Genomic DNA, 23,504 nt, shown 5'->3' with positions numbered 1-23,504 from the left:
CACGGGCATCACCGCGGCGTCACCGGGGTGGCCTTCTGGCGCTGCGGGCGATGGAACCCCGTTAACGAATCGCGACCGGTATGCGTCTTACCCGTCGTGACTACTACCATGCCCTTTTTCCGCCGCCTTTTTGGCGCGCTGGTTGTCCTCTCTGCCGCCGTGGTCGTGCCATCCATGGCCGCGCCAACCGTGGCCGAGGCCCAGCAGGTTGACATCATTCGCGGTCAGGTCCTCGGGACCGACTCGCTGCCCATCGCCAACGTGCTGGTCACCGCCACCACGCTGAGTGGCAACGTAAGCCGCACGCAGCGCACCGACCGCAATGGTCGCTACACCATTTCGTTTCCCGGTGGGGAAGGCGACTACTGGGTGACATTTTCCGGTATTGGTCTCGCGCCGCGCCGCTACCAGGTGAAGCGTACCGCCGATCAGGAAATTCTCATCGCCAACGCGCGCATGGCGCCGGCCGCTATCACGCTCGATGCCGTGCAGGTGACGGAGCGCGCTGCGGTATCGCGTTCCGATACCGTGTCGGATGTGAGTGGCACCGAGCGCACCGTGAGCGATGAAATCGCCGGCTTCCTCAACGCCGAGCAGATGGGCGACCTCGCGGCCATGGCCTCGGCCATTCCTGGTGTGCAGTTGCTGCTGGGGGCCGACGGTTCGAGCGACGCGTTCTCGGTGTTTGGCCTGGGCGGTGATCAGAACAATACGCAGCTCAATGGCCTCAATTTCGGCGATGCGCAGTTGCCGCGTGATGCCAACGTGATGACTTCGCTGTCGACCAGTCCGTACGATGTGTCGCGCGGTGGTTTCTCGGGTGGTCAGTTGCAGGTGCGGACGCGCGCCGGGTCGAACTTTTCGAATCGCGCCATCAGTTCCAATTTTGTGTCCCCGCAACTGCAGTGGGCGGATCGCGTGGGCGTCGCGACGGGGCAGCAGTACACCAATGCTTCGTTCGGCGGTTCGGCATCGGGACCCATCAAGCCGGACATGCTTTTCTACAACACCTCGCTGCAGTTCGACCGCCGCCTGCAGGACTTCCAGACGGCGCTCAATACCAATGTGGACGGCTTCCAGGCGGCTGGCGTATCGGCCGATTCGGTGCGCCGCATGCTGGACATCCTGGGCACCGACAACGTGCCGTTCACTATTGATGGCTATTCGCCACTGCGCATCCAGACCACACTCAATACGCTCAACAGCTTCGATTGGGTGCCCCAAAACTCGTCGCGTGGCAGCACATACTCCGTCACCCTTTCGGCAAACTATCGGAAGACCACACCGGTTGGCAGTGGTGGTGGTGGTGGCGGTGGCTTTGGTGGCGGCGGTTTTGGCGGATTCGGTGGCAGTCTGATTACCCCAACACGTGATGGTGAGCGTACGAATTGGGGTGGCGCGGCGCAGCTGCGCCACAGCGGCATGGTGGGGTGGAAGGGCCTCTTCACCGAAACAACGGTGGGCTACAGCACGAGCCGGAACGCCGCAGAGCCCTACACGCTACTCCCGTCGGGCGCGGTGCGCGTGAACTCGCAGTTCGCCGATGGCACGGCCTCGGTGGGTAACTTGCAGTTCGGCGGCAACCCGGCGCTGAACAACAGCAGCGTCACCACCACCTTGGCCGGCAACAATACGCTCTCGTGGTTCTCCAAGGACAATCGGCACCGTGTGAAGCTCACGTCGGAACTGCGTCGTGAGGAGTTCTCGAACCTGTTCAACTTCAACGAGTACGGTTCGTTCTCCTACAACACCTTGGCAGACCTGCAAGCCAATCGTCCGGCTTCGTTCACGCGTTTGCTTTCACCGCGCACGCGCGCGGGAAGTCAGTACGTTGCGGCAGTATCCCTCGGCGATGCCTGGCGCCCAACCAACGACCTTCAGGTCCAGTACGGTGTGCGCGTGGACGGCAACCAGTTCAACATGGGGCCGCAAACCAACGCAGATGTTCGCAACACCTTCCAGTACGACAACGCGGAAGTCCCCAACCGTCTGTACGTCAGCCCTCGCATCGGCTTCTCATGGACCTTGGGGGAGGCCGATCAGCTGGCCCTGATGCCTGGCATGATTCGCGCGCCGCGAGCCGTGGTACGCGGTGGGTTGGGCGTGTTCCAGAACACACCGGGTACGCAGCTCATTTCCGGCGCTATCGACAATACCGGTCTGCCCAGTGGCTTGCAGCAGCTCACCTGTGTTGGTGAGGCCACGCCTACTCCGGACTGGACCGCTTACGCAGCGGACCGCGGTACCATCCCGACCACTTGTGCCGACGGCACCAGCGGCTCGGTGTTCGCCAACAGCAACCCCAACGTCACGCTGTTCCTGCCGGATTATCAGGCGCAGCGCTCCATTCGCGGCAACCTGCAGTGGATGGGTGCGGTACTCAAGAATCGCTTCGTGCTGTCAGCCGACGTGACCTACTCGCGCAACCAACGCCAGCAGGGTGGCATCGACCTCAACTTCACCAACGAACAGCAGTTCTCGCTCAATGGTGAGGGTGGTCGCCCCATGTTCGTGACGCCCGAAGCCATTGTGCCCACTACGGGCCAGGTGGCTTGGCGCGAGGCGCGCGTGAGCGACAAGTACGGTCGCGTCACGGCGCAGACATCTTCGCTGGAAGGCGAGAGCCGTCAGCTCAACCTCAGCCTGCGCCCGACGGTCTTCAACTCGCGTTGGGGCTGGAATCTCAACTACGTGCTGGCCGATGTGCGTGAGCAGTTCCTCGGCTTCAACAGCACCGTGGGGTCGCCGGTCGGCAAGGAGTGGTCACCCGGTGGCTTTTTCTCGCGCCATGCCATTCAGTACAGCTTGAGCTACAACGCGTGGGACGCGGTGCGCATCTCGTGGAATGGCCGGTTCAGCTCGGGCTTCCGCTACACGCCGACCATCAATCAGGACGTGAACGGCGACAGCTACGGCAATGATCGCGCTTTCGTGTTCGACCCGAGCTCCGTCACCGATCCGCTGCTCCGTAGCGGACTTGAGAGCCTCCTTGCCAACGGCACCCGCGAAGCCACGGCCTGCCTTCGCAACCAGATGGGACAGTTCGCTGAGCGGAACTCCTGTGTCGGCCCTTGGTCGATGACGGGCAACCTTAATTTCAGCCTCAACTCGCTCAAGCTGGGCCTGCCGCAGCGTGCCAATATCTCGTTGCAGGTTCAAAATCCGCTCAACGGCGTCGATCGCCTCATCAACGGTGAAGATGGTCTGAAGGGCTGGGGTGCGCAGCAGTCGCCGCAGGCGCAGCAGCAGTTGCTTTTCGTTCGGGGTTTTGACCCGGTCACCCGTGCCTTCAAGTACGAGGTGAACGAGCGCTTCGGTTCCACCCGCCCGCGCGAAACCACCCTGCGCTCGCAGCCGGTGATGTTTACCTTGCAGGTGCGGTACGACGTGGGTCAGTCACGTGAACAGCAACAGTTGCTGCAGCAGCTTGACCGCGGCCGCACACGACCGGGCAACAAGCCCAGCCTGCAGCAGCTGCGTCAGACGGCGAACGTTGGCATCATCAATCCCATGCAGCAGTTGCTGCAGCAGGCAGACACGCTCAAGCTCACCCGCAAGCAGGCAGACAGCTTGGCCACGCTCAACCGTCTGTACGTGCTCAAGAGCGACAGCGTGTGGACGCCGGTGGCGCGTTTCCTCTCGGAGCTCCCCGACCGCTATAGCCATGGCGATGCCTTCGGTCGCTATCGCCGGGCGCGTGAGGAAACGGTAGACATGTTGATCAAGATCGTGCCGGGCATCCGCGGTCTCCTGACGCCCGACCAGATTCGCATTCTTCCCGACCAGCTCGTGCAGTTCCTCGACAAGCGCACGCTGCAGGGCATCCGCTCGGGCACCGTGGGTAACAATCGGTTCGGTGGCGGCGGTGGCCGCATGGGCCGCTGAGCATGCATCACCTCATGAACATCTCCCTCTCCGGGTTCTCCCTCATGTCCAGCCTTCGCCTTTCCCGTTGGAGCGCTGTCGGTGTGCTGCTCACGGCGGCGACTGTACCGAGTCTCCTGTCCGCGCAGGATGCTGCAGCCTCGACGGCCGCGGCGGTGCCCGTGCGTGACGTCTCCGCCGTCATCGCGCGCTCGGCGCAGCCGTTCACCAGCGTGAGCATGCTGCGCGGTCTGCCCGACGGCTCCGTGTTTGTGAACGACGTGCAGCGCCGGCAGTTGTTGCGCCTCGATGCAACGCTGTCCAATGTGACGGTCGTGGCGGACACCGCGCCTGGCGCACTCATGCCGTATGGACAGCGCCCGCTGGGTCTCATGCCCTATCTCGGTGACAGCACCATCGTGGTGGACCCGTCCACGACTTCATTGGTGGTGCTCAATCCCGATGGACGCACGGCGCGTGTCATGGCCTCACCGCGCACCAACGACATCAATCTGCTGGCCAACATGAACCTCGGCACGCATGCATTCGATGCGCAGGGGCGCATGTATTACCGGCAGTTCGGCGGTGGCCCGGGTGGCGGCATGGCGGCCATGTTCGGCAACGGCATGGACCGCGGGCGTGGCGGTGGTGGTGGCGGGCAGGGGGGCAACAACAACAACCGCCCCAACCAGAACAATCGTGGCGGTGGGGACTTTGGCGGACCGCCGGGCGGCGGTGCGCCTGGTGGCGGTGCGCCTGGTGGCGGTGCGCCAGGCGGTGGTCCGGGTGGCCAGCCATTCGGCGGCCCCGGTGGTCGCGGCTTCAATCCCAGCAACCAGCCCGATTCGGTGCCTATCGTGCGCGTGGACTTCGACACGCGCAAGGCGGACACGGTCACCTTCCTCAAGGTGCCGAAGAACGAAACGCAGATGACGCGTGGCGACGACGGCACCACACGCGTGACGGTCAAGATCAATCCGCTGCCGCAGGCCGACGATTGGGCGCTCTTGGCCGATGGCACGGTTGCGGTCATGCGCGTGCTCGACTATCACGTGGACTACTACCGTCCCGATGGCAAACACGTCGCGTCGGAGAAGCTGCCCTTCGACTGGAAGCGCATCACCGACGACGAGAAGGTGAAGCTGGTGGACTCGCTCAAGGTGCTCGCCGAAGCGGCCATGGGGCGTCAGAGCGCGAACCCCAACAGCACGTTCCGCATGACCATGGAGCCCATCGCGGCCGATCGTCTGCCGGACTATTACCCGCCCATTCGTCAGGGCTCGAGCATTGCCGACCGTGAGGGCAACCTCTGGGTCGTGCCCACCACCTCCAACTTGTCGGCGCAGTTGGCGCAGCAGTTCATGGGACCGGGTGGCATGCGCGGTGGCATGCCGGGGCAGGCGGGTGGACGCCCCGGTGCGGCTGGTGGTGCCGCAGGCGGCGCACCTGGCGCAGCGCGCGACAGCACGCGTCAGGGTCCGCCCCCGGCGGCCGCCATGGCCATGATGGCCGGCATGATGAATCAGCCGCCACTCGTGTACGACGTGGTCAGCCCTGAAGGCAAGCTGCAGTACCGTGTCAAGCTGCCGCCCGGCCGACAGATTGCCGGCTTCGGCGCCAACGGCATCATCTACCTGCAGGCCCGCGAGCAGGGGCGCATCTTCCTTGAGTCGGTGAAGCTCAACTGACACCAAGTGGCCCACGCACTCCGGTGAGTGGGCCGCTTCTTTGGGATAGCTCCCCTGCGGCAAGCTAGAATCTGGCTGCTGGTCGGGCTTCATTTACTGTCAAGATCGGATCTCCACAGGAATACTTGGGAAAGCGAATTCATAAGCCTGTGGAGTAACCAAAAGAATGGTGCAAAAAGGTCTGCGTCTAAGCTCTGTCGCCACGATTCTCCACCCCGACTAACCGCAGTTTTTGGTGTTCAGTTACTTGTTTATTGGGCATCGGATCCCAACCGATCATCCGGTGCGCGCGATGCACGCGCTGGTCCAGCCGATTCTGCTAGCGCTGTCGCCGCGGTTAAACCCTCTGTACCTACTGATGGTCAGGCCGTCGATCCCGCTGGAAGAACTGCTGAGCGTGCGGTTGCTTCAAACGCTGCAAACCATCTAGGGTGAGCGCATGGTGGTGGAGCAGCTGAATACAACTAACCGTTACACTGGTTCGTCGTTTTCGATCCCGATGAGTCAGACTTGGGTGCGGACGGTCCTCAGCTAGAATCCAGAGCGCCATTTCTACGGCGGGTTCGCTGACGCGTTTCTGCAGTAGGTGCTGCGGGTCACCGAGGGGCATGGTCATCAATCACATTGGCACTTCACCGTGAATGACACGCTGCTCGATGGGTGGGCAAGCCATAAAGAGTGTCCATGCCAAGGTCTCCGCCGCGCGGACCGCGCGCGACGATGGCAGTCCCAAGAGTTCGACAATGAACTCCCTCCTGCAGCGGTGAACCAACGCTACTCTCGAATCGACGACCGATCCGGACGCGCGTCTCGCGTGCAAGTGAAACGGAACCGCTTCAATCGTGGACTACCTCGGGAGTGTGCTCACGGCCAACCCCCACGGGCCCATCGTCGTCGCCGACACCCGCGCCTGCGGGCGCACGTCCGAAGCCGCGCAAACATCCGTTTACGGAAGTCGGGCAGCGCGATCGATAGTGGCACCAGTCGGCATGGGGGCTACGCGAAAAGTCAGCAGAAGCCGAAAGTGGTTGTGGAAATCATCGAAGTTCGCATAGTGGTTGGAGGGCTGCGCAGCCTGCATTGTCGCGCGTATCGTGTGGACTTTGTGTTTCGCTTCGGCCGCGCGGCCGGTAGCCTCGTGAGCTTTCGCACGCTGATTCGCCGGCTATTGGCCGAGTGGGGCCCGCGAGGTGGCTGAGAGCCGCTACACGCGGTGCGCTCAGGCGCCACCGCTCGTCGCGATACGGTATAACGTACGCCTACTTTGCCTGCGTTGCGTCGAAAGGCACCAACCACGCGTCAAGAATCTCAGCGTCGTCGACCGCAATCGGTAGTCTCCCAATCTCAACTGCATGCGGGAGTTGCTTGTACCGTGGTACGTCACCTTTGTAATCAAGACCCGCGCCAGCAGCCATGACTCACCGCGTCACCGGAACTCGAAAGGTCGAACGGGAGCTTTCAAGGATACCCAGCACAGAAGCTACTGCTGAGTCTTAGTTGGGTCACGCTGGCCCATTTCGGAATCTTCTCTTGACGGGGGGGGATAGGGGCGGTAACGTACGCGCGCCACAATCTAATTCTCATCAAGGGGGCGACATGAATCTGATCAACAAGGCAGCTTGGACAATCGCCTTGAGCGCAGCTATCGCTGGAACAGCGGAGGCTCAACTCACATGTGGTCAGCTTTCCGATCTTGCCGTTGAGCAAGAGGGATATGCATCTATGGCGAACATCCAAGTCAATACGTACCAGATGGAGGTTGAGTACTACAGTCTGGCTTTGGAACATCCGGCCTATCCGATGACGGCAGAGGAGGAAGAAGAACTTCGTCTTCAGAGGGACTCCTCACAGTGGTACCAAAATGAGTGGACAGGGTGGAGAGACGGATTCTTATCCGCGGCAGATGGCTTTTGGTCGACATGGCGTTCCCAAGGGTGCCACAATCCGTAAGGGAGACTAGTAAGCCGATGCGCTATAGCTCGGGTCTGAATCGCGAGTAGGCTAGTTCATCTGGGTCTGTCACCCATCACTGATTGTGGCGACGTAAGAGTTAAGGCTAGACAGATCCAGTGGAGTGCTTTGTTCGGGGTTCGCTCAACATCAACTAGGGCTACTAGCGCAAGAAGGGAGTAAGAAAGGCTGTCGGTGCTTAGTATCCGGGGGCTCGACATTCGTATGATGTGAAGCATCGAGAGCTCGGTGTACCGTTAGGCTCTGAACCGGACCTCTAGAACGACAGCCTCACTTACTACCAGTTACCTAACAGGATGCTGAAAAGGCTGGCGTCCCCTCTGGTGTGACGCCAGCGTTTTTTTTTATACTGGCGCGACTTCAGCCAGAGGTGAGCGATGCGGGGAGACGAGCGCGTGCAGGGGATGATGTTTGCGACGGTGGTGCTCGAGGATCGGGTGCCGGCCGACCATCCGCTCCGGGCGAATTCGGCGCCTCGTCGATCCGATCCTGCGCGACCTGTCGCCCCAATTCGAGGCGCTCTACAGTGAGACCGGCCGCCCGTCGATTCCGCCCGAGCAGTTACTGCGGGCCCTGCTGCTGCAGCTGCTCTACTCGATACGCAGTGAGCGCCAGCTGGTCGAGCAGCTCGAGTACAATCTCCTCTATCGGTGGTTCGTCGGGCTCGACCTCGAGGCGTCGGCCTGGCACGCCACCACGTTCACCAAGAATCGGCAGCGCCTGCTCTCACGCGAACACTTCTCCGTCGATGGCACGCTGCTCGAGGCGTGGGCGAGTCAAGAGAGCGTGCGGCCCAAGGACGACGACTCGGGTCGGCCGGTCGATCCCGCCAATGACGGCGTGAGCTTCCATGGGGAGACGCGTTCAAACGCGACGCATCGCTCGGTAACGGATCTGGACGCGCGCATGGCGCGCAAGTCGTGCAACACGGCGTCCATCCTCGCGTATCAGGCGAGTGCGCTCGTCGACAATCGCCACGGCCTCGTCGTGAACACGGTGGTGAGCAGTCCGAGCGGCCGCGCCGAAGTCGAGGATGCGCTGTGCCTGTTGCAGGGGATCGCGGGCGTCACGGCATGCCCGACGGTCGGCGCGGACAAGGGCTACGATACGCGCGACTTCGTTGAGGCGCGCGGGCGGCGGGCTTCACGCCGCATGTGGCGGAGAAGGCCAAGGGCAGCGCCATCGACGGGCGGACCACCCGCCACGCGGGCTACGCGATCAGTCAGCGGGCGCGCAAGAAAATCGAGGAAGTGTTCGGCTGGCTGAAAACCGTGGCCGGACTGCGCAAGGTGAAGCATCGCGGCACGGCGCGGGTCGACTGGATCGTGACCTTCGCCTGCGCGGCGTACAACTTGGTGCGACTGCGGCGGCTCATACCGGCCTGACCCTAGGCCGGAGGCAGCTTCACGCGCCACGAACACGGCGCGGAAGCCGCCATACCGAGACCGCGAGGCCTCACAATCGGCCCGCTTTCGTCTCGAATCAGCCGCCCAACTCGACAACGGCACAGCTGCCCGCGAAAAACACCGGCTTTCTCAGCACCCTGCTAATGGCCTTGCCACCCCTTCATCGAATCAGGCGGAAACAGCACGGATCATCCGTGTTGTTTCCGCCCCATCCGTGTAATCCGCGACAAGGCTGTTGATTGATTGCCTTGCCGTGATCCGTCAGAAGTTCAGCCCTGCGGGCCGGCGCCGAGGATGGCCGGCGAAACGGCCTCACCGAACTTCTTGATGTTCTCGCGGAACATGCCCGCCAACTTCCGCGCCTGCGCATCGTAGGCCGCGCCATCCGCCCAGGTGCCACGCGGGTCCAGCACTTCGGCGGGTACGTCCGGCACCCAGGTGGGGAGGTGCAGGCCGAACACCGGGTCCGTATTGAACGTGCTGCCATCGAGCGCGCCCGACAGCGCCGCGCGCACCATGGCGCGGGTGTACGACAGCTTCATGCGCTTGCCCGTGCCGTAAGCACCACCGCTCCAGCCCGTGTTCACCAGCCACACCTGCGAGCCATGCTTGCGCAGCAGCTCGCCGAGCATCTCGGCGTACTTGGTGGGGTGCCACACGAGGAACACGGCGCCGAAGCAGGCCGAGAAGGTGGCCTGCGGCTCTGTCACGCCGCGCTCGGTGCCGGCCACCTTGGCCGTGTAGCCCGAGAGGAAGTAGTACATGGCCTGCTCGGGCGTGAGCCGCGCAATGGGCGGCAGCACACCAAAGGCATCGGCGGTGAGGAACACCACGTTCTTCGGGTGACCACCGCGGCCGCTCGGCACATGATTCTTGATGTAATGCAGCGGGTACGAGGCGCGCGTGTTCTCGGTAATGTGCTGGCTCGAGAAATCCACCGTGCGTGACGGCTGGTTGAGCACCACGTTCTCGAGCACCGTGCCGAACATCTGCGTGGTGGCGAAGATGTCGGGCTCACTCTCCGGCGAGAGATTGATGACCTTGGCGTAGCAGCCGCCTTCGAAGTTGAAGGTGCCTTCCGCCGACCAGCCATGCTCGTCGTCGCCAATGAGGCCGCGCTCGGGGTCGGCTGACAGCGTGGTCTTGCCCGTGCCTGACAGACCGAAGAACAGCGCCGTGTCCCCCTCGGCGCCGATGTTGGCCGAGCAGTGCATGGAGAGCACACCCTGCTTGGGCAGCAGGTAGTTCATGACGGTAAACATCGACTTCTTGAGTTCACCGGCGTAGCGCGTGCCGCCAATGAGGATGGCGCGCTCCGCGAGATTGAGCACGATGAACGTGCCGGTGCGCGTGCCATGACGGGCCGGATCGGCCTGGAACTCGGGCGCGTGATACACCGTGAAGTTCGGCGCAAACGACGCCAGCTCCGCGATGTCGGGGCGGATGAACATGTTGCGCACAAACGCCGCATGCCACGCGTTGGGCAGGATGTAGCGCACGCTCAGGCGCGTGGACGGATCGGCGCCGCAGTAGAGATCCTGCACGAACAGCGTGTCGAGGCCGTTCAGGTACTGCTGCACGTCGGCCTTGAGCGTGGCCCAGTGCTCAGGCGAGAGAGGCTGATTGACCTTGCCCCAATCGACGTCGGCTTCGCTGCCCGGCTCCTTGACGACGAACTTGTCGTTGGGCGAGCGGCCCGTGTGCGGCGAGGTCACGGCCACGAAGGGCCCCATGTCGGCCAGCGTGCCTTCGCCGCGGCGGATGGCCGCCTCGATGAGTTCCGGCGCCACGTAATTCCAGTGGATCTGGCCGGTGGGCGCGAGGCCCTGCGGGGCGAGGCCGGCGGCGCTTTCGCGGGCAGGCGTGGACGGTGTGACCTGTGTCGCCATGGGTGCGACCCTCTCGGTAAGCGGACAGCTGCAACCGGCGCCGGAACAGCGCCTGGCTCAGCGAATGAACAGCGGATGCAAAGCGTGGGTACTGCGTTGGTGCACACAACGCATCACGCAGTCATGCAAACGTGACGAAGGCGTCGTGTTGTCCCAAAACAGTTTCGGCGCGCATTCGGGAGAATGTCGCGCCAAGACTGCGGAAGATGGTGGATTTCACCACTCGCTTCAAGCGGAGACGAGTGGCGGGCTAGAGCGTAAACTGCGGTCGTTCCCCCAGTAGGAACTGCAGGGTCTGCACATCGCGCCCGCTCAGGAAACGGGCAGTCGGATTGCCGAACATCACGTCGGCGGTTTCGGGGCTGTGGCCCCCGATGCCAAGCGCGTGTCCCATCTCGTGCAGCACCACCGATTCCAGGACGGCCTGACTCGCCATGCCCGCCACGTCGAGACGGATGATGACCGACACATCGGTGGCGCCGCCGCCGGTCGTGTTGAGGCGCAGCGCGCGGTTGCCGCTGACGCAGAAATAGGTGTAGCCCGTGGAGCCCCGAGCATCAAACGGGCAACTCGCGGCCGGCGAGAGCGGCAGCGGCGTGCTCCGGTCCACGATCACGATGTTTGCGCGCTCCAGTGACGGAGCCGATTCCAGGCGATACTCACGCAGGCGTGGCACGGCATTCCACTCAGCCAGCGCCACTTGGGTGGCGCGGAACACATCACGCGTGCTGTCTGCTGGCTGGATATGCCAGACGCGAAGGGTGGAGCCGTTGGGCCAGCGATAGAGCTGGCCATTGGTCAGTGACGTGGGGCTGTACGCGGCAACTGGCCGCGCAACGGTTGGGGCTTCGCAGGCGCTGAGATATGCGGCCGACAAAACGAGCGCCACGCGGGAATGACGGACGAGCCAGCGTGCGTTCATCGTACGGTCCTCACACCAAAAAGGAGACGCCGACCCCATCCTTCGGTGAAGCCCGCGTTGGCCGATGCCCGTCCCATGCGCAGGGTGTTGGCCCGCGCGGTCAGCCACCACTCACGTCGACCGGCACGCGGCGGCACGCCAAGTGCCACGCCCGCTTCTACAGAAGGCGATATGACGGCCAGCTCGCTGAACGGCAGCGCGCCATCCACGCCGGACAACACCGAGATGCCCGCCGCGCCTTCAATACGCAGCGCGAGCCGCTGACCGGTATAGCTGTCCACACTGGCCGTGCCCACAGCGCCCACTTCGCGCAGCGAACCCAGCGACCAACTCTCGCCCGCTTCCGTGGCCTTGATGGGCGAGAGCAGGGCCCGCAGAATCACGCCAGTCTCAAGGCGAGGCCGCACGCGTCGCTGCAAACCGATGCCCAGACCCGCTCCGACAGAGCTCGACACCGTGGCAATGCGTGGGCCCTCGAAGAACGTCGAGCCAACCGAGGCCATGCCGACCTGCACAAAACGCCACGGTGCTGCGTCGGGTGCGCCTTGTGCCTGCAGGGCAGCCGATGCCGTCAGTGTGGCCGACAGCGCCAGTGCCACACTGGCCATGGCGGCCTTGGCTGCCACGCGGCTGGGAGAGAAGGAAGCGGTGGGGGACAAGCGGATCCTCGGCATTGATGAAGCGTTCGTGGATGGCTGCACATTACCTGGACACGCCAGACTCGGCAAACCCCGGCCTCACGCCACACTCAACGCTTGCCGCGCAGCCACTCGAGCGGATCCACCGCCCGCCCCTTGGGTCGGATCTCGAAGTGCAGGTGAGGCGGCAGCTCAGGGTCGGCGGCGCCCACCGTGCCAATGACCTGACCCTTGGTGACCTGCTGGCCACGGCGCACGCTGATCTGCGCCAGTGAGCCATACACCGAGTAGTCGCCGCCACCGTGCTGCACGATGACAGTGGAGCCATAGGTGCCGACGTTGTCGGCCAGCACCACTTCGCCGGCGGCAATGGTGCGCACCGAGGTGCCGGCGGCTGCGCCAATCCCCACGCCATTCCAGCGCGTTGTGGTGTTGTTGGGATTCACCACGCGCCCGAACTGATAGAGCAGGGTGCCGTCCACCGGCCAATCCAGCTTGCCGAGGTCGGAGGTGCGAATGGTGGAGGGCGCGGCGGGTCTGGCGTTGGGCGCCATTTCGGCGCGACGCCTCGCGGTCTCCAGGGTGGCAATGGCGTTGGCAATGCGCGACTCGTCGCGGGCCAACTGCTGCAGCCGCTCGCGGGCCTGCGCCGCCGAGCGCTGCACGGCCGTGAGGTTGCGTTGCCGCGTGCTTTCGAGCGCCGCCAGTCGGCGGGCCTCGCGGTCCTTCTCCTGCCGGTTGCGGCTCACGTCGTCCTGTAGGCGCACCAGCAGCAGACGCTGCGAGATGATCTGGTCGCGCAGTCCCTCCACGCGACGCACCAGGTTGCGATCGTTGACGGCCAGTTCGTGCAGATACTTGTAGCGCGCCACGAGTCCCGCAAACGACTGAGCCGACAGCATGGCCTCCACGTCGTACAGGCTGCCACGCTTGTAGATCTCCACCATGCGGCGCTGCAACGCGCCACGTCGGCTCACCAGCTCGCCTTCTGCCCGCTGCAGACCGCTGCTGGCCTTGATGACTTCTTCGTTGATGGTCTCGAGTTGTTTGTCGAGCGCTTCCACCAGACGCGCCGTGGTGCGGCGCTGCGCTTCGAGGTTGGCCACTTCTTCGGCCAGTGTGCGCGCGCTGCGCTGCAACTGATTCATGCGGTTCTCGAGATCACTGCGCTCCTTGCGCAGCTTGTCGAGTTCGGTCTGTTGCTGCCGAAGGCGCTGCTCGGCACTCTGCGTGTTGGCCTGCGCCGCAGCATGGCGGAACGGCAGGGCCACGGCCAGCACCACACCCACGGTCGCCAGCCGAAGCACGCGCAGGCGGCGACGCAGCACCGTGCCGGTCACGAGTCGCGCCAGACCTGCCGCAGATGGCGGCCCACACTCAACCAGCTCCCCAGCAATCCCAGCACACCGCCCGCGGCAATGCCCATCAGCACCTGACCCGTTTCAAAGAACCGGGTCTCCAGCAGCGAGCGCGTGACGAGCGTGCTGGTGCCCCAGGCCATGGCCACCGCCAGCACGCCACCCACGAGTCCCTTGAATGCGCCATCAAGCAGGTAGGGCAGGCGCACGAACATGTTGGTGGCGCCCACCAGGCGCATGATCTCGATCTCACGCGTGCGAGCGAGAATGGACATGCGAATGGTGGAGCCGATGATGATGACCGACACCAGGGCAAACACGGCGCCGAGCACGGAGCCGGCGAGGCCCGCGAGGTTGCGGATGCGATAGAGCTTCTCCACCCACTCGCGGCCGTAGCGCACTTCTTCCACCTGCGGATAGGTCTGCAGACGACGGGCGACTTCCTGAACGGTGGCCGGATCGCGCGATCCATCCTTGAGACGCAGTTCCACCGAGGCCGGCAGGAACGAGCCCTCCATTACATCGCGGAACTCCTCGAGCTCGTTGCGCGCGCGCACGAGTGCGGAGTCGGGAGACACGTAGCCGGCATCGGCAATCTGCGGCATGTTGCCGATGCCCTGCAGCAGTTCTTCGACCTGTGCGTCACGTGTGCCTTCCACGAGGAAGGCGCGGATCTCCACGCGGTCCTCAATGTCACGCAGCGCCTGACGGATGTTGAGCGCCACCAGTCCGAACAGGCTGAACGCGTAGAGCGAGAACGCAATGGTGGTCACCGCCAGCACGGCCAGCAGCGGCGCACGCCGGAACGCGAGCAGCACCTCACGCAGCGCGAGCCTCACTTGCGCCCCCGCATGTCGGCACGCAGCCGCACGACATCGGTGCCATCGAACACCAGCTCCCCCTTGTCGAGTTCGAGGAAGCGCTGCTGCGCGCGCTCAATCATGGCCACATCGTGCGTGGCCATGAGCACCGCCGTGCCGCGCGCGTTGATCTCGCGCAGCAAGAGGTAAATGGCGTGCGTGGCGCGGTCGTCGAGATTGCCGGTCGGTTCGTCGGCCAGCAGCAGGAACGGATCGTTGGCCAGCGCGCGGGCAATGGCCACACGCTGTTGCTCGCCGCCCGACAGCTCATGCGGATACGCCGTGGCGCGCGATGCGAGCCCCACCTGCAGCAGCAACCGCGAGACCTTGGGCGCAATCTGCGAGGCGGGTGTACCGGTGACCTCGAGCGCGAAAGCCACGTTCTGTTCCGCCGTACGATCGGGCAGCAGCCGGAAGTCCTGAAACACGATCCCAAGCCGGCGACGCAGGTGGGGAATTTCGCGTGGCTTGATGGAGAAACTCGAATAGCCCGAGACGCGCACTTCACCGGTCGTGGGGCGTTCGGCCATGGTGAGCAGGCGCAGCAACGTGCTCTTGCCGGCACCCGAATGCCCCACGAGGAACACGAACTCGCCTTTGGCGATCTCGAAGTTCACGCCGCGCAGGGCCATGCCCGAGCGTGGATATTCCTTGGTGACGTTGGCGACGCGTACAATGCCCGACATGTCAGGCCACTCCGTCGCGCAGCACGTCCGCCAGGTCGGCAATCAACACGCTGGCCTCATCGAGGCCCACGTGCAAACGCACGGTGTCGGGCGACTCCGCCAGACGAATCTCCGCGCCGTGCGGCCGCGCCTGCGCCGCGAGATGCCGAATGAGCCGCTGCGCCAGTCTGTCTGCGGCATCGGCCGAGGGACATTGCAACTGAAGCACCGGCCCTTGATGCCGCAATGACTCGGCCGCGAGATGATGATCGGGATGCGACTCGAGGCCCGTGTAGTGCACCGTGACGCCTTCGGGCGCAGCCATGGCCACGGCGCGCGCCACCGCATGCGCCACATGCGACTGATGGGCCACGCGCAGCGACAGGGTGGCCAGATCATTCAGCAGGCGCTCGGCAATGGACGCATGTGGCACCGCGCCCCAGACGTGCATCTTGCTCCGCACTTCATCGATCACGGCGTCGGTGCCACACACCACACCGGCTTCGGCGTCGGGCACACTGAGCAGCCGCACCCGCGCGTCGTGCACCACAACATCGGCGCCGGAGGCCAAGGGCGTGGCCGCGGCGGGCGAGGCACCGCTGGCGTCCACGACGATGGCCACGCCCAGTTCCTGGCCAAGCGTGCGCAGCGGCTTGGGGTCCACCACGCGGCCATTCTCGATGACCGGAGACTCCACGAACAACACACGCGTGCTGCGGCGCATGTCGCGTCGCCAGGCGCGCACGTCGCTGGGATTCACATACGTGACGTCTACACCCAGCCCGGCCAGCTCCTGTTGAAAGAAGGCGCGGGTGGACGGGCGCAGCCACGCGCTGGACAGCACATGATCGCCGGGGCGCAGCAGCGCCAGCACCGTGCAGGCAATGGCCGCGCGGCCGCTCGCGAGCACGAGCGCCGCGTCAGCCCCTTCGAGGTCAGCCAGTCGGCGGTGCAACAGGTCGATCACGGCAGCATCAGCAAGGGTACGCCGCGCTCAGGCGCGCGGACGGGTGTCGGTGTCGAGACGGACGATCCGTATCACTTCTGACAGCGAAGCGCCCGCGACGTCACGCAACACCACGCCACCGCGCGGCAGGTTGTCGTCGATTTCCAGCACCGCCAACTCGGAACGACGCTGCGACACCACGCGCACCAGTTCCCCCGCGTTGACCAGACGCACCAAGGCGTCGTCGGCCCGCATGCGCACCAGCGGGCCGCGCTCGGTGTCTCCCTTGCGTGTGGCGATGTAGCCCACCACCTGCACCGGCGGCGCAATGCCCGTGAACATGCTCAACTTGCGGCCGGCGCCCGGTCCGCCCAGTCCATCGCGATTGTCGCTGCTCATGGCAGGGCCCTCATGCGTCGCTCCAGGTGCTGCCGGGAATGCTGTAGCCCAGCGGGCCGCGCATCACGAGGCGACGACGGTCGAGCTGGTCGAGCTGCTGCTGAGCACTGAGTTCCGTGCTGGCCAGAATGGTGGCCACCTCGCGGGCGCCGATGGGCCCATGGTCGCGTACCACTTCCCAGTGCCGGAGTTCCTCGTCCGTCACATGACCAAACAGCTCAGCGGCTCCTTCGTGCCACGAGACGAGCGCCAACGCATGACGCTCAAGCACCGTCTCAATCGGGTCGATGTGTCCGTCGCGAATCCCGCGAAATGCGAGATAGCCGCGTGGCCCGTCGTCGTCGGTGTAGCGCAGCAGCAGCTTGGCCACGATTTCGTCGGCGCAGGAGAAGTCGAGCAGATTGACCTGCGAGAAATCGATGGTGGTGAGCACCGGCCGTTCGATCTCCTGCACCTGCTGCTCGATGGCGCTGCGCACGGCGGCGCCCGTCGGGCGCGTGACGAGGTTGCTGTACAGATCACACACCGTGCCGCGCAGCACCGTGCCCACGTCGATATGCACCATCATGGCTTCACCGTCATCGAGTCACCATGGCTCAACGCCCCGTGCGGCTGCGGGTCGCCGTGCCACGCGCGCGTACCGGCGCATCGCCGAGGCGTTCAGGGATGACGATTTGCATCTGCGCGCCCGGGAAGTAGGGCAGGGACTCGGTCATGGGCACATCCTCGTCCCAGTCGGGCGTGATGGCCAGACGCGCGGTGCCGCTGCGCACCGTGAGCTTGCCCTCCCAGCGACCCACGAAGCGGCGAATGCCAGCCAGACCCTGGCCACGTCCCTTGTCACCGTGCCGGAAGCGACTGACGGCACGCAACACGGCGTCTTCCAGTGCCATGGCATCGTCCCATCGATCGCTGTGGCGATGGCTGGGCGAGCTTTCGAGCGACTTGCGAAAGCCCACGCCGGCGTCGCACACGGCGATGACCACCACGCGGCGGCCGAGGCGCTTGGTGTAGCGATAGGTCTGCACGGCCACCCAGCCGCCCAGCCCCGCGTGCTCGACAATGTTCTGGCAGGACTCGCTGAGGGTCATACCGAACGCGCCGGTGACGGCGGTATCGAGATTGAGCTGACCGTGCAGAATGTCGGCGGCCTTCTGCTGGATGCGGCCCACCACGCCGTGCACATCATCGGTGCGTGTGATGGGCGTGAGCTCGAGCAGCACATCACTCTCGTGGGCTTCGCGCTCACGCGGCACGCTGCCGTGCAGGTCGTACAGCTCCGCTGCATGGCGAAAGAATCCCGTGCGCGACCAATACGACAGCGTGTCGGGATTCTCGGGGACGGCAAAGTCTGCGCGGTTGTGACGCGATTGCGCCACGCAGAGCAGCGCGGCAAGCCCATACGGCGACGCCCAGCGGGCATGCCGTGCGTCGATCAGCAGCTTCTCGCCGTCGGGTACAGGCGCAAGTTGCTCGAACACCTGCTCGAACGATTGCTCATCGAGCGACGGCGGCACGGCGATGACAGTCGTCACGTGATGCTGAGCTCTCCGCGAAGGTGCTGGGCGAGACCGGAGGCCCCGCGATGTTCGACGTTGCGCGATGCCGCGCGGTTTGCGGCGGCAATGGCATCCGTCAACATATCACCGGCGAGCAGCCGAGAGAAATGGGTGGCGCCCCACACATCACCGCAGCCGGTGGGATCGCCGGGGCCATCGACGCGCGCCGGCACCGCCGGCACGAGCGCCGTGCGCACCGCGCCAAAGGCCCCAGCACCGCCACGCGGCGATGTGGACAGCGCGGAGTTGTGACCCCGTCGCTCTGGAATATCACGGAGTTTCTCTATCCCCGGGGCCGCAAAGTACGCCGCGCCCCGCTTGCCCAACGTCACACCCAGCACCGACACGCCAGCCGCCATGGCCGTCGCCGCCAAGGCCATCGCGTCGGGTGCCATGAGGCGCAATTCGTCTTCGTTCACCTGCAGCACGTCAAAACAGGCGCACCACGCGGCCACGTCGGGCAGCGGGCGCGGCGTGCGCAGCCCGTCGGCCTGTACGGCCATGACGAGCATATGCAGGTCGCAGTAGATCGGCCCGTGGAAGTGCGCTCGAATGAGTTGGGTGGTTTCGAGATCGAGCTCCCACCCGCTCAAGAAGTTGATGTAGAGCGCATCGAGTCGCGCGGCCTCGAGCACCGGCTTGAGGCCAAGCCAGGTCCAGCCGGGCACGCCGCCGCTCAGGTGTTCACTGCGGCGCTCGTCGTCGATGTAGCGCAACTCCACGCGATTGTTGCGATAGGGCACGCCAATGAGTTCGGCGTCGGGTGCCATGCGCCGGAGACCACGACAGAACAGCCGCGCGCGGTCCACGAGATCGTCGCCCACCTTGGCCAGTGGCACCAGCTCCCAGTCTTCGGGCAGCGCGGCGTCGAGCGCGGACAACGAGTACGTGATGCCGCCCCACTCCTCGATGGGCACACTACGGCCGTCACGGCCGTGCAGCACATCCCACACAAACGACCCGATCACGCCAAGGCGCTTGCGACGCGGCGTGGACCTGGGGTCGTTGGATTCGGTCGTGGAGTGCAAGGCCACGCGGGACTCTTCTCTCTCTTCAGGCCGGCGGACGGCCCGTGGTCTGCGCGATGTAGCTGGCCACGGCGCCCACCACACCGGCGGTGCCCGGCAAGGTGCCCGGCACAATGCGACAGGTGTCGGTCACACTCTTGAAAGCGCGACGACGCACCTCGGTGCGCAGCGGTGTGAACAGATCGTCGCCGGCCTGCGTCACACCACCCGCAATCACCACCACGTCGGGATTGAAGATGTTGAGCAGGTTGGCAATACCGGCGCCGAGAAACTTGGCGGTGTCGCGCACGATTTCGAGCGCCACATCGTCGCCGTCAGCGGCGGCCTGATAGACCAGCGCCGCCGTGATCTGCGACAGGTCGCCGTTCACGAGCGCCAGCAGGGTGCTGGTTTCGTCGTGCTCGAGCGCCTCGCGCGCGCGGCCGGCAATGGCGCTGCCGGAGGCATAGGCCTCGAGGCAGCCGTAGTTGCCACAGCCACAGCGACGGCCCGTAGGGTCGATGGTGATGTGGCCGATTTCCCCAGCTGCGTCACTGGATCCGTGATACAACTGCCGGTCGATGATGATGCCGCCACCCACACCCGTGCCGATCGTCACGCCAATCACGTTGGTGCCACCACGCGCCGCGCCAAGCCACCACTCACCGTAGGTGGCACAATTGGCGTCGTTGTCGATGCGCACCGGCAGGCCGGTGAGCGCAGTCATGCGCTCCACCAGCGCATAGTTGGACCAGCGCAGGTTCGGGGCAGCGAGCACCACGCCGTTCTTGCGGTCAACCGTGCCGGGGGCACCGAGTCCCACGCCCACCACCGCATCGCGCGACACGCCGGTCTCACGCACCACCGTGTCGATGGTGGTCGCCACCATCTGCGCCATGCGCCGCACTACCGACTCGGCGCCTTCCGCCGCAAGCGTGGGCGCGCTCTGCATGCCCAGCAGGTGCGCGCCGTCATGCGACATGGCGGCGACGACAATGTTGGTGCCGCCGAGGTCGACGCCAATGATGAACTGCGAGTCCGGATTGGTGGGGGCCATGGTCATGGAGAAACAAGATAACGGCTCAGGACCTGTTCCGGTCGCAGGGAGTGTACCACCAGCGACTACGTCACCGCTGGGGCTCGGGGGGCGAGAGCTGATGCACGGCCTGCCGCACAGTGACCGCGCTCAGGTCCTGCATGCAGCGGAAATGCCCCAGCGGACAACTCGGGGGGCCGTGTGCGTGGCAGGGCCGGCACTCAAGCTGCGGGTGTTCCACCACCGTCCGCCGCTCAGCCAGCGGACCGAATCCGAACGCGGGCACCGTGGGGCCAAACAACGCCACCGTCGGCGTGTTCATGGCACTGGCCAGATGCAGCGGTGCGGAGTCGTTGGTGATCAGCACCTGACACCGTGCGAGCAGGGCGGCCGAGCCGAGCAGCGACAACTGCCCGGTGGCATCCACAACGGGTGCACCACCGGCAGCGGCCGCGGCATCCGCGATGGCCGCCGCCAGTGGCGCGTCTCCCGCCGCGCCCAGCACCACAATGCGCTCGCCAGTCTGGCCGATGGAGCGAACGAGTTCCGCGGCCAGGGCCGCATAGTGCGGCCAGCGCTTGGTGGCCCACACGCTGCCCGGGGCAAGAGCAATCAGCCGTTCCTGCGCGGACACACCGGCGCGGTCCAGCAACGCCTGCACGGCAGCGTGGTCGGCCGGTCCCGGATGGAGCGATGGCCTGAGCGGCGGCGGCACGTCATCATGCCCCGGTGCATTGCCCAATTGCCACAGACGCGCCGCGTGATGCAGGTCGCGGCGATACGGCACACGTCGCGTGGTAAAGAGACGGCCGCCGCTGGTGTCAAAGGTGATGCGCTCGGGAATGCCGGCCATCCAGGCCAGCGCTGCGGTGCGGCTCGAGCCCTGCGCGAGCAACGCGCGCTCGGCATTCACGGCGCGCAGTCGCTGCGCCATCCGCCGCAATCCGCTCAGGCCGCGGTCGGTGCCGCGCTTGTCAAAGACCAGCACACTGGCCACCGCCGGATGGTTGGCCAGCACGCCGGCATTGGCCGGCGTGGCCACCACATGCACCGGCCCCTCGGCCGCCAGCCGCTCGATGAGCGGCGTGGTGAGGATCATGTCACCGAGGAAGGATGTCTGCAACACGGCAGAAACCAGCAACCGATCAGTTCCGGGTTGTGAGTTGGAGTTTCGAGTTGTGGGTCAGGCAACCAACAACTCAGAACCTGAACTCACAACTCGTCACTGATCAGTTCAAGTCGAACTAGTCGACCTGCAGTACCGCCAGAAACGCTTCCTGTGGAATCTCCACGCTGCCCACCTGCTTCATGCGCTTCTTGCCTTCCTTCTGCTTCTCGAGAAGCTTGCGCTTGCGTGAGATGTCGCCACCGTAGCACTTGGCCAGCACGTCCTTGCGGAGCGGCTTCACGGTCTCGCGCGCAATGACCTTCTGTCCGATGGTGGCCTGGATGGCCACTTCGAAGAGCTGGCGGGGAATGAGCTCCTTGAGCTTCTCCGCCACCTTGCGGCCCCACTCGTAGGCCTTGTCCTTGTGCACGATCACGGAGAACGCGTCGATGGCGTCGCCGTTGATGAGCATATCGAGACGCACGAGGTCACTCGAACGGTACTCGAGCATCTCGTAGTCGAGCGACGCATAGCCGCGGCTCACCGTCTTCATCTTGTCGAAGAAATCGAGGATGATTTCGGCGAGCGGGAACTCCCAGTCGAGCTCCACGCGCACGGTGTCGAGAAAGCGCGTGTTCTTGTAAATGCCGCGCCGCTCCATGCCGAGTGTCATGATGGGGCCGATGTACTCGGCCGGGCACATGATGCGCGCGCGCACGTAGGGTTCCTGCACGTCTTCGATGAGCACCGCGGCCGGCATGAGGGCCGGGTTTTCCACCAGCATCTCGGTGCCGTCGGTCTTGGTGACGCGATACTCCACACTCGGCACCGTGGTGACGAGATCGAGATCGTACTCCCGCTCGAGCCGCTCCTGCACGATTTCCATGTGCAGCAGACCGAGGAAGCCGCAGCGGAAGCCGAAGCCGAGGGCCGTGGACGTTTCCGGCTCGTACTGCAGCGACGCGTCGTTGAGCTTCATTTTTTCGAGCGCGTCACGCAGGGTTTCGTACTGCGTCGTGTCGGTGGGGTAGATACCCGCAAACACGAACGACTTGACTTCCTGATAGCCAGGCAGGGCCTCGGCGGCGCGATTGTCCTTGTCGAAAATCGTGTCGCCCGCGCGTGTTTCACGGACCGAGCGCACGGCGGCCAGTACGTAGCCGACCTCACCCGCGCGCAGCACCTCGGTGGGCACCTGACGCAGCTGCAGGTACCCGACCTCGGCCACCTCGTACACGTTGTCCGACACGCCGAAGGTGATCTTCATGCCCTTGCGGATTTCGCCGTCCACCACGCGAATGCTGGGAATGGCGCCGCGGTACTTGTCGTAGTATGAGTCGAAGATGAGCGCGCGCAGCGGGCCACCCAGGTCACCCTTTGGCGGCGGCACGCGCTTCACGATTTCCTCGAGCAGTTCGGGCACACCGGTGCCTTCCTTGCCGCTCACGCAAAGCACATCCTCGGGCATGCAGCCGATGAGGTCCACCACTTCCTGGCGGCGACGCTCCGGCTCGGCGCCGGGCAGGTCGATCTTGTTGAGCACCGGGATGATTTCGAGCCCGGCGTCCATGGCGAGGAAGAGATTGGACAGCGTCTGCGCCTGGATACCCTGCGAGGCATCGACCACCAGAATGGCGCCTTCGCAGGCGGCCAGGGAGCGTGAGACTTCGTAGGTGAAGTCCACGTGGCCCGGAGTGTCGATGAGGTTGAGCTCGTAGTTCTGCCCGTCGCCGGCCGTGTAGCTCATGCGCACGGCGTTCAGCTTGATGGTGATGCCGCGCTCGCGCTCAAGGTCCAGCGTGTCGAGCACCTGCGACTTCATTTCGCGTTTCTGGAGCGTGCCGGTTTTTTCGATGAGGCGGTCCGCGAGCGTGGACTTGCCGTGATCGATATGGGCGACGATGCAGAAGTTGCGGATGTGACTGAGATGCAACGGACGGCCTTGCTGGGGTTACCGGGCCGGGTCCATTCCCGGCTAGCCCTGAAAAATAGGGGAGGGCGGGGGGCAAACGGCACTGGCCGGCTGCCGTTCGAACGCGAAACTCACAACTTGAACTCAAAGCTCAAAGCTTGGCCGCCGGTTCCGGGAGTTGTGAGCCTTGAGTTCAAGTTTTGAGTTTGGAGTCACTTACGACCCGGAACTCGAACTCACGACCCGGAACCGATCAGTTTCGGGTTCTGGGTTCGG

17 protein-coding genes and 1 pseudogene are annotated in these 23,504 nt (G+C 64.7%); 4 read left to right on the top strand and 14 right to left on the bottom strand.

Annotated features, from left to right (window positions below; all coding sequences use genetic code 11):
* Positions 1-108: 108 nt before the first annotated feature.
* The 4 genes and pseudogenes from B2747_RS08485 (at position 109) to B2747_RS08470 (ending at position 8,908) form a co-directional block, all read left to right on the top strand.
* Positions 109-3,885 carry a TonB-dependent receptor gene (locus tag B2747_RS08485; RefSeq protein ID WP_291159132.1) on the top strand — a complete coding sequence of 1,259 codons (3,777 nt, stop codon included), beginning with the start codon at positions 109-111 and terminating at the stop codon, positions 3,883-3,885.
* Positions 3,886-3,929: 44 nt separating this feature from the next.
* Positions 3,930-5,552: a hypothetical protein gene (locus tag B2747_RS08480; protein WP_291159131.1), complete on the top strand. Its 1,623-nt coding sequence runs from the start codon at positions 3,930-3,932 to the stop codon at positions 5,550-5,552.
* Between the two features lie 1,596 nt (positions 5,553-7,148).
* Positions 7,149-7,502: a hypothetical protein gene (locus B2747_RS08475; RefSeq protein WP_291159130.1), complete on the top strand. Its 354-nt coding sequence runs from the start codon at positions 7,149-7,151 to the stop codon at positions 7,500-7,502.
* A 398-nt stretch (positions 7,503-7,900) separates the two neighbouring features.
* Positions 7,901-8,908: pseudogene (locus B2747_RS08470) on the top strand (IS5 family transposase).
* Between the two features lie 290 nt (positions 8,909-9,198).
* Here the strand turns inward: B2747_RS08470 and pckA are convergent.
* The 14 genes from pckA to lepA form a co-directional block, all read right to left on the bottom strand.
* A complete protein-coding gene (gene pckA, locus B2747_RS08465; protein WP_291159129.1) occupies positions 9,199-10,818 on the bottom strand; it encodes a phosphoenolpyruvate carboxykinase (ATP) in 1,620 nt (539 codons plus the stop codon).
* A gap of 250 nt (positions 10,819-11,068) precedes the next feature.
* Positions 11,069-11,740: a hypothetical protein gene (locus B2747_RS08460; RefSeq protein ID WP_291159128.1), complete on the bottom strand. Its 672-nt coding sequence runs from the start codon at positions 11,738-11,740 to the stop codon at positions 11,069-11,071.
* On the bottom strand, positions 11,737-12,399 hold the full coding sequence (locus B2747_RS08455) for a hypothetical protein (RefSeq protein ID WP_291159127.1): 663 nt from the start codon (positions 12,397-12,399) through the stop codon (positions 11,737-11,739). The genes B2747_RS08460 and B2747_RS08455 overlap by 4 nt, the downstream gene beginning before the upstream one ends.
* An 89-nt stretch (positions 12,400-12,488) precedes the next feature.
* The gene (locus tag B2747_RS08450) at positions 12,489-13,718 is read right to left on the bottom strand and encodes a murein hydrolase activator EnvC family protein (RefSeq protein ID WP_291159126.1); all 1,230 of its coding nucleotides are present in this window, start codon (positions 13,716-13,718) and stop codon (positions 12,489-12,491) included.
* Positions 13,715-14,575: a cell division protein FtsX gene (locus tag B2747_RS08445; protein WP_291159123.1), complete on the bottom strand. Its 861-nt coding sequence runs from the start codon at positions 14,573-14,575 to the stop codon at positions 13,715-13,717. Before B2747_RS08445 ends, B2747_RS08450 begins: the two co-directional genes overlap by 4 nt.
* Entirely contained in the window at positions 14,572-15,273 is a 702-nt protein-coding gene (gene ftsE, locus B2747_RS08440) for a cell division ATP-binding protein FtsE (RefSeq protein WP_343125886.1), read from the bottom strand. Before ftsE ends, B2747_RS08445 begins: the two co-directional genes overlap by 4 nt.
* 10 nt (positions 15,274-15,283) lie before the next feature.
* Positions 15,284-16,228, bottom strand: a complete 945-nt coding sequence (locus B2747_RS08435) for a PLP-dependent transferase (protein WP_291159119.1) — start codon at positions 16,226-16,228, stop codon at positions 15,284-15,286.
* A gap of 27 nt (positions 16,229-16,255) precedes the next feature.
* Positions 16,256-16,606, bottom strand: a complete 351-nt coding sequence (locus tag B2747_RS08430) for a hypothetical protein (RefSeq protein WP_291159117.1) — start codon at positions 16,604-16,606, stop codon at positions 16,256-16,258.
* A 10-nt stretch (positions 16,607-16,616) separates the two neighbouring features.
* Positions 16,617-17,174: a hypothetical protein gene (locus B2747_RS08425; RefSeq protein ID WP_291159115.1), complete on the bottom strand. Its 558-nt coding sequence runs from the start codon at positions 17,172-17,174 to the stop codon at positions 16,617-16,619.
* Between the two features lie 28 nt (positions 17,175-17,202).
* Entirely contained in the window at positions 17,203-18,141 is a 939-nt protein-coding gene (locus tag B2747_RS08420; protein WP_291159113.1) for an ATP-binding protein, read from the bottom strand.
* Positions 18,138-19,199, bottom strand: a complete 1,062-nt coding sequence (locus tag B2747_RS08415; protein WP_291159111.1) for a PfkB family carbohydrate kinase — start codon at positions 19,197-19,199, stop codon at positions 18,138-18,140. Before B2747_RS08415 ends, B2747_RS08420 begins: the two co-directional genes overlap by 4 nt.
* Before the next feature lie 19 nt (positions 19,200-19,218).
* Positions 19,219-20,235, bottom strand: a complete 1,017-nt coding sequence (locus B2747_RS08410; RefSeq protein ID WP_291159110.1) for an ROK family protein — start codon at positions 20,233-20,235, stop codon at positions 19,219-19,221.
* Between the two features lie 64 nt (positions 20,236-20,299).
* Positions 20,300-21,334, bottom strand: a complete 1,035-nt coding sequence (gene waaF / locus B2747_RS08405; protein ID WP_291159108.1) for a lipopolysaccharide heptosyltransferase II — start codon at positions 21,332-21,334, stop codon at positions 20,300-20,302.
* Positions 21,335-21,452: 118 nt separating this feature from the next.
* The gene (gene lepA, locus B2747_RS08400; RefSeq protein ID WP_291159107.1) at positions 21,453-23,249 is read right to left on the bottom strand and encodes a translation elongation factor 4; all 1,797 of its coding nucleotides are present in this window, start codon (positions 23,247-23,249) and stop codon (positions 21,453-21,455) included.
* Positions 23,250-23,504 lie beyond the last annotated feature (255 nt).

Origin of the sequence: Gemmatimonas sp. UBA7669 (genome assembly GCF_002483225.1) — a bacterium.
GTDB lineage: Bacteria > Gemmatimonadota > Gemmatimonadetes > Gemmatimonadales > Gemmatimonadaceae > Gemmatimonas.
This window is presented reverse-complemented; position numbering and strand designations above follow the sequence as displayed.

Bases quoted from the DNA above. Each gene is read 5' to 3' on its own strand.
- B2747_RS08485 (WP_291159132.1), top strand. From the start codon at position 109: ATGCCCTTTTTCCGCCGCCTTTTTGGCGCGCTGGTTGTCCTCTCTGCC.
- B2747_RS08480 (WP_291159131.1), top strand. From the start codon at position 3,930: ATGTCCAGCCTTCGCCTTTCCCGTTGGAGCGCTGTCGGTGTGCTGCTC.
- B2747_RS08475 (WP_291159130.1), top strand. From the start codon at position 7,149: ATGAATCTGATCAACAAGGCAGCTTGGACAATCGCCTTGAGCGCAGCT.
- pckA (WP_291159129.1), bottom strand. From the start codon at position 10,818: ATGGCGACACAGGTCACACCGTCCACGCCTGCCCGCGAAAGCGCCGCC.
- B2747_RS08460 (WP_291159128.1), bottom strand. From the start codon at position 11,740: ATGAACGCACGCTGGCTCGTCCGTCATTCCCGCGTGGCGCTCGTTTTG.
- B2747_RS08430 (WP_291159117.1), bottom strand. From the start codon at position 16,606: ATGAGCAGCGACAATCGCGATGGACTGGGCGGACCGGGCGCCGGCCGC.
- B2747_RS08425 (WP_291159115.1), bottom strand. From the start codon at position 17,174: ATGATGGTGCATATCGACGTGGGCACGGTGCTGCGCGGCACGGTGTGT.
- B2747_RS08410 (WP_291159110.1), bottom strand. From the start codon at position 20,235: ATGACCATGGCCCCCACCAATCCGGACTCGCAGTTCATCATTGGCGTC.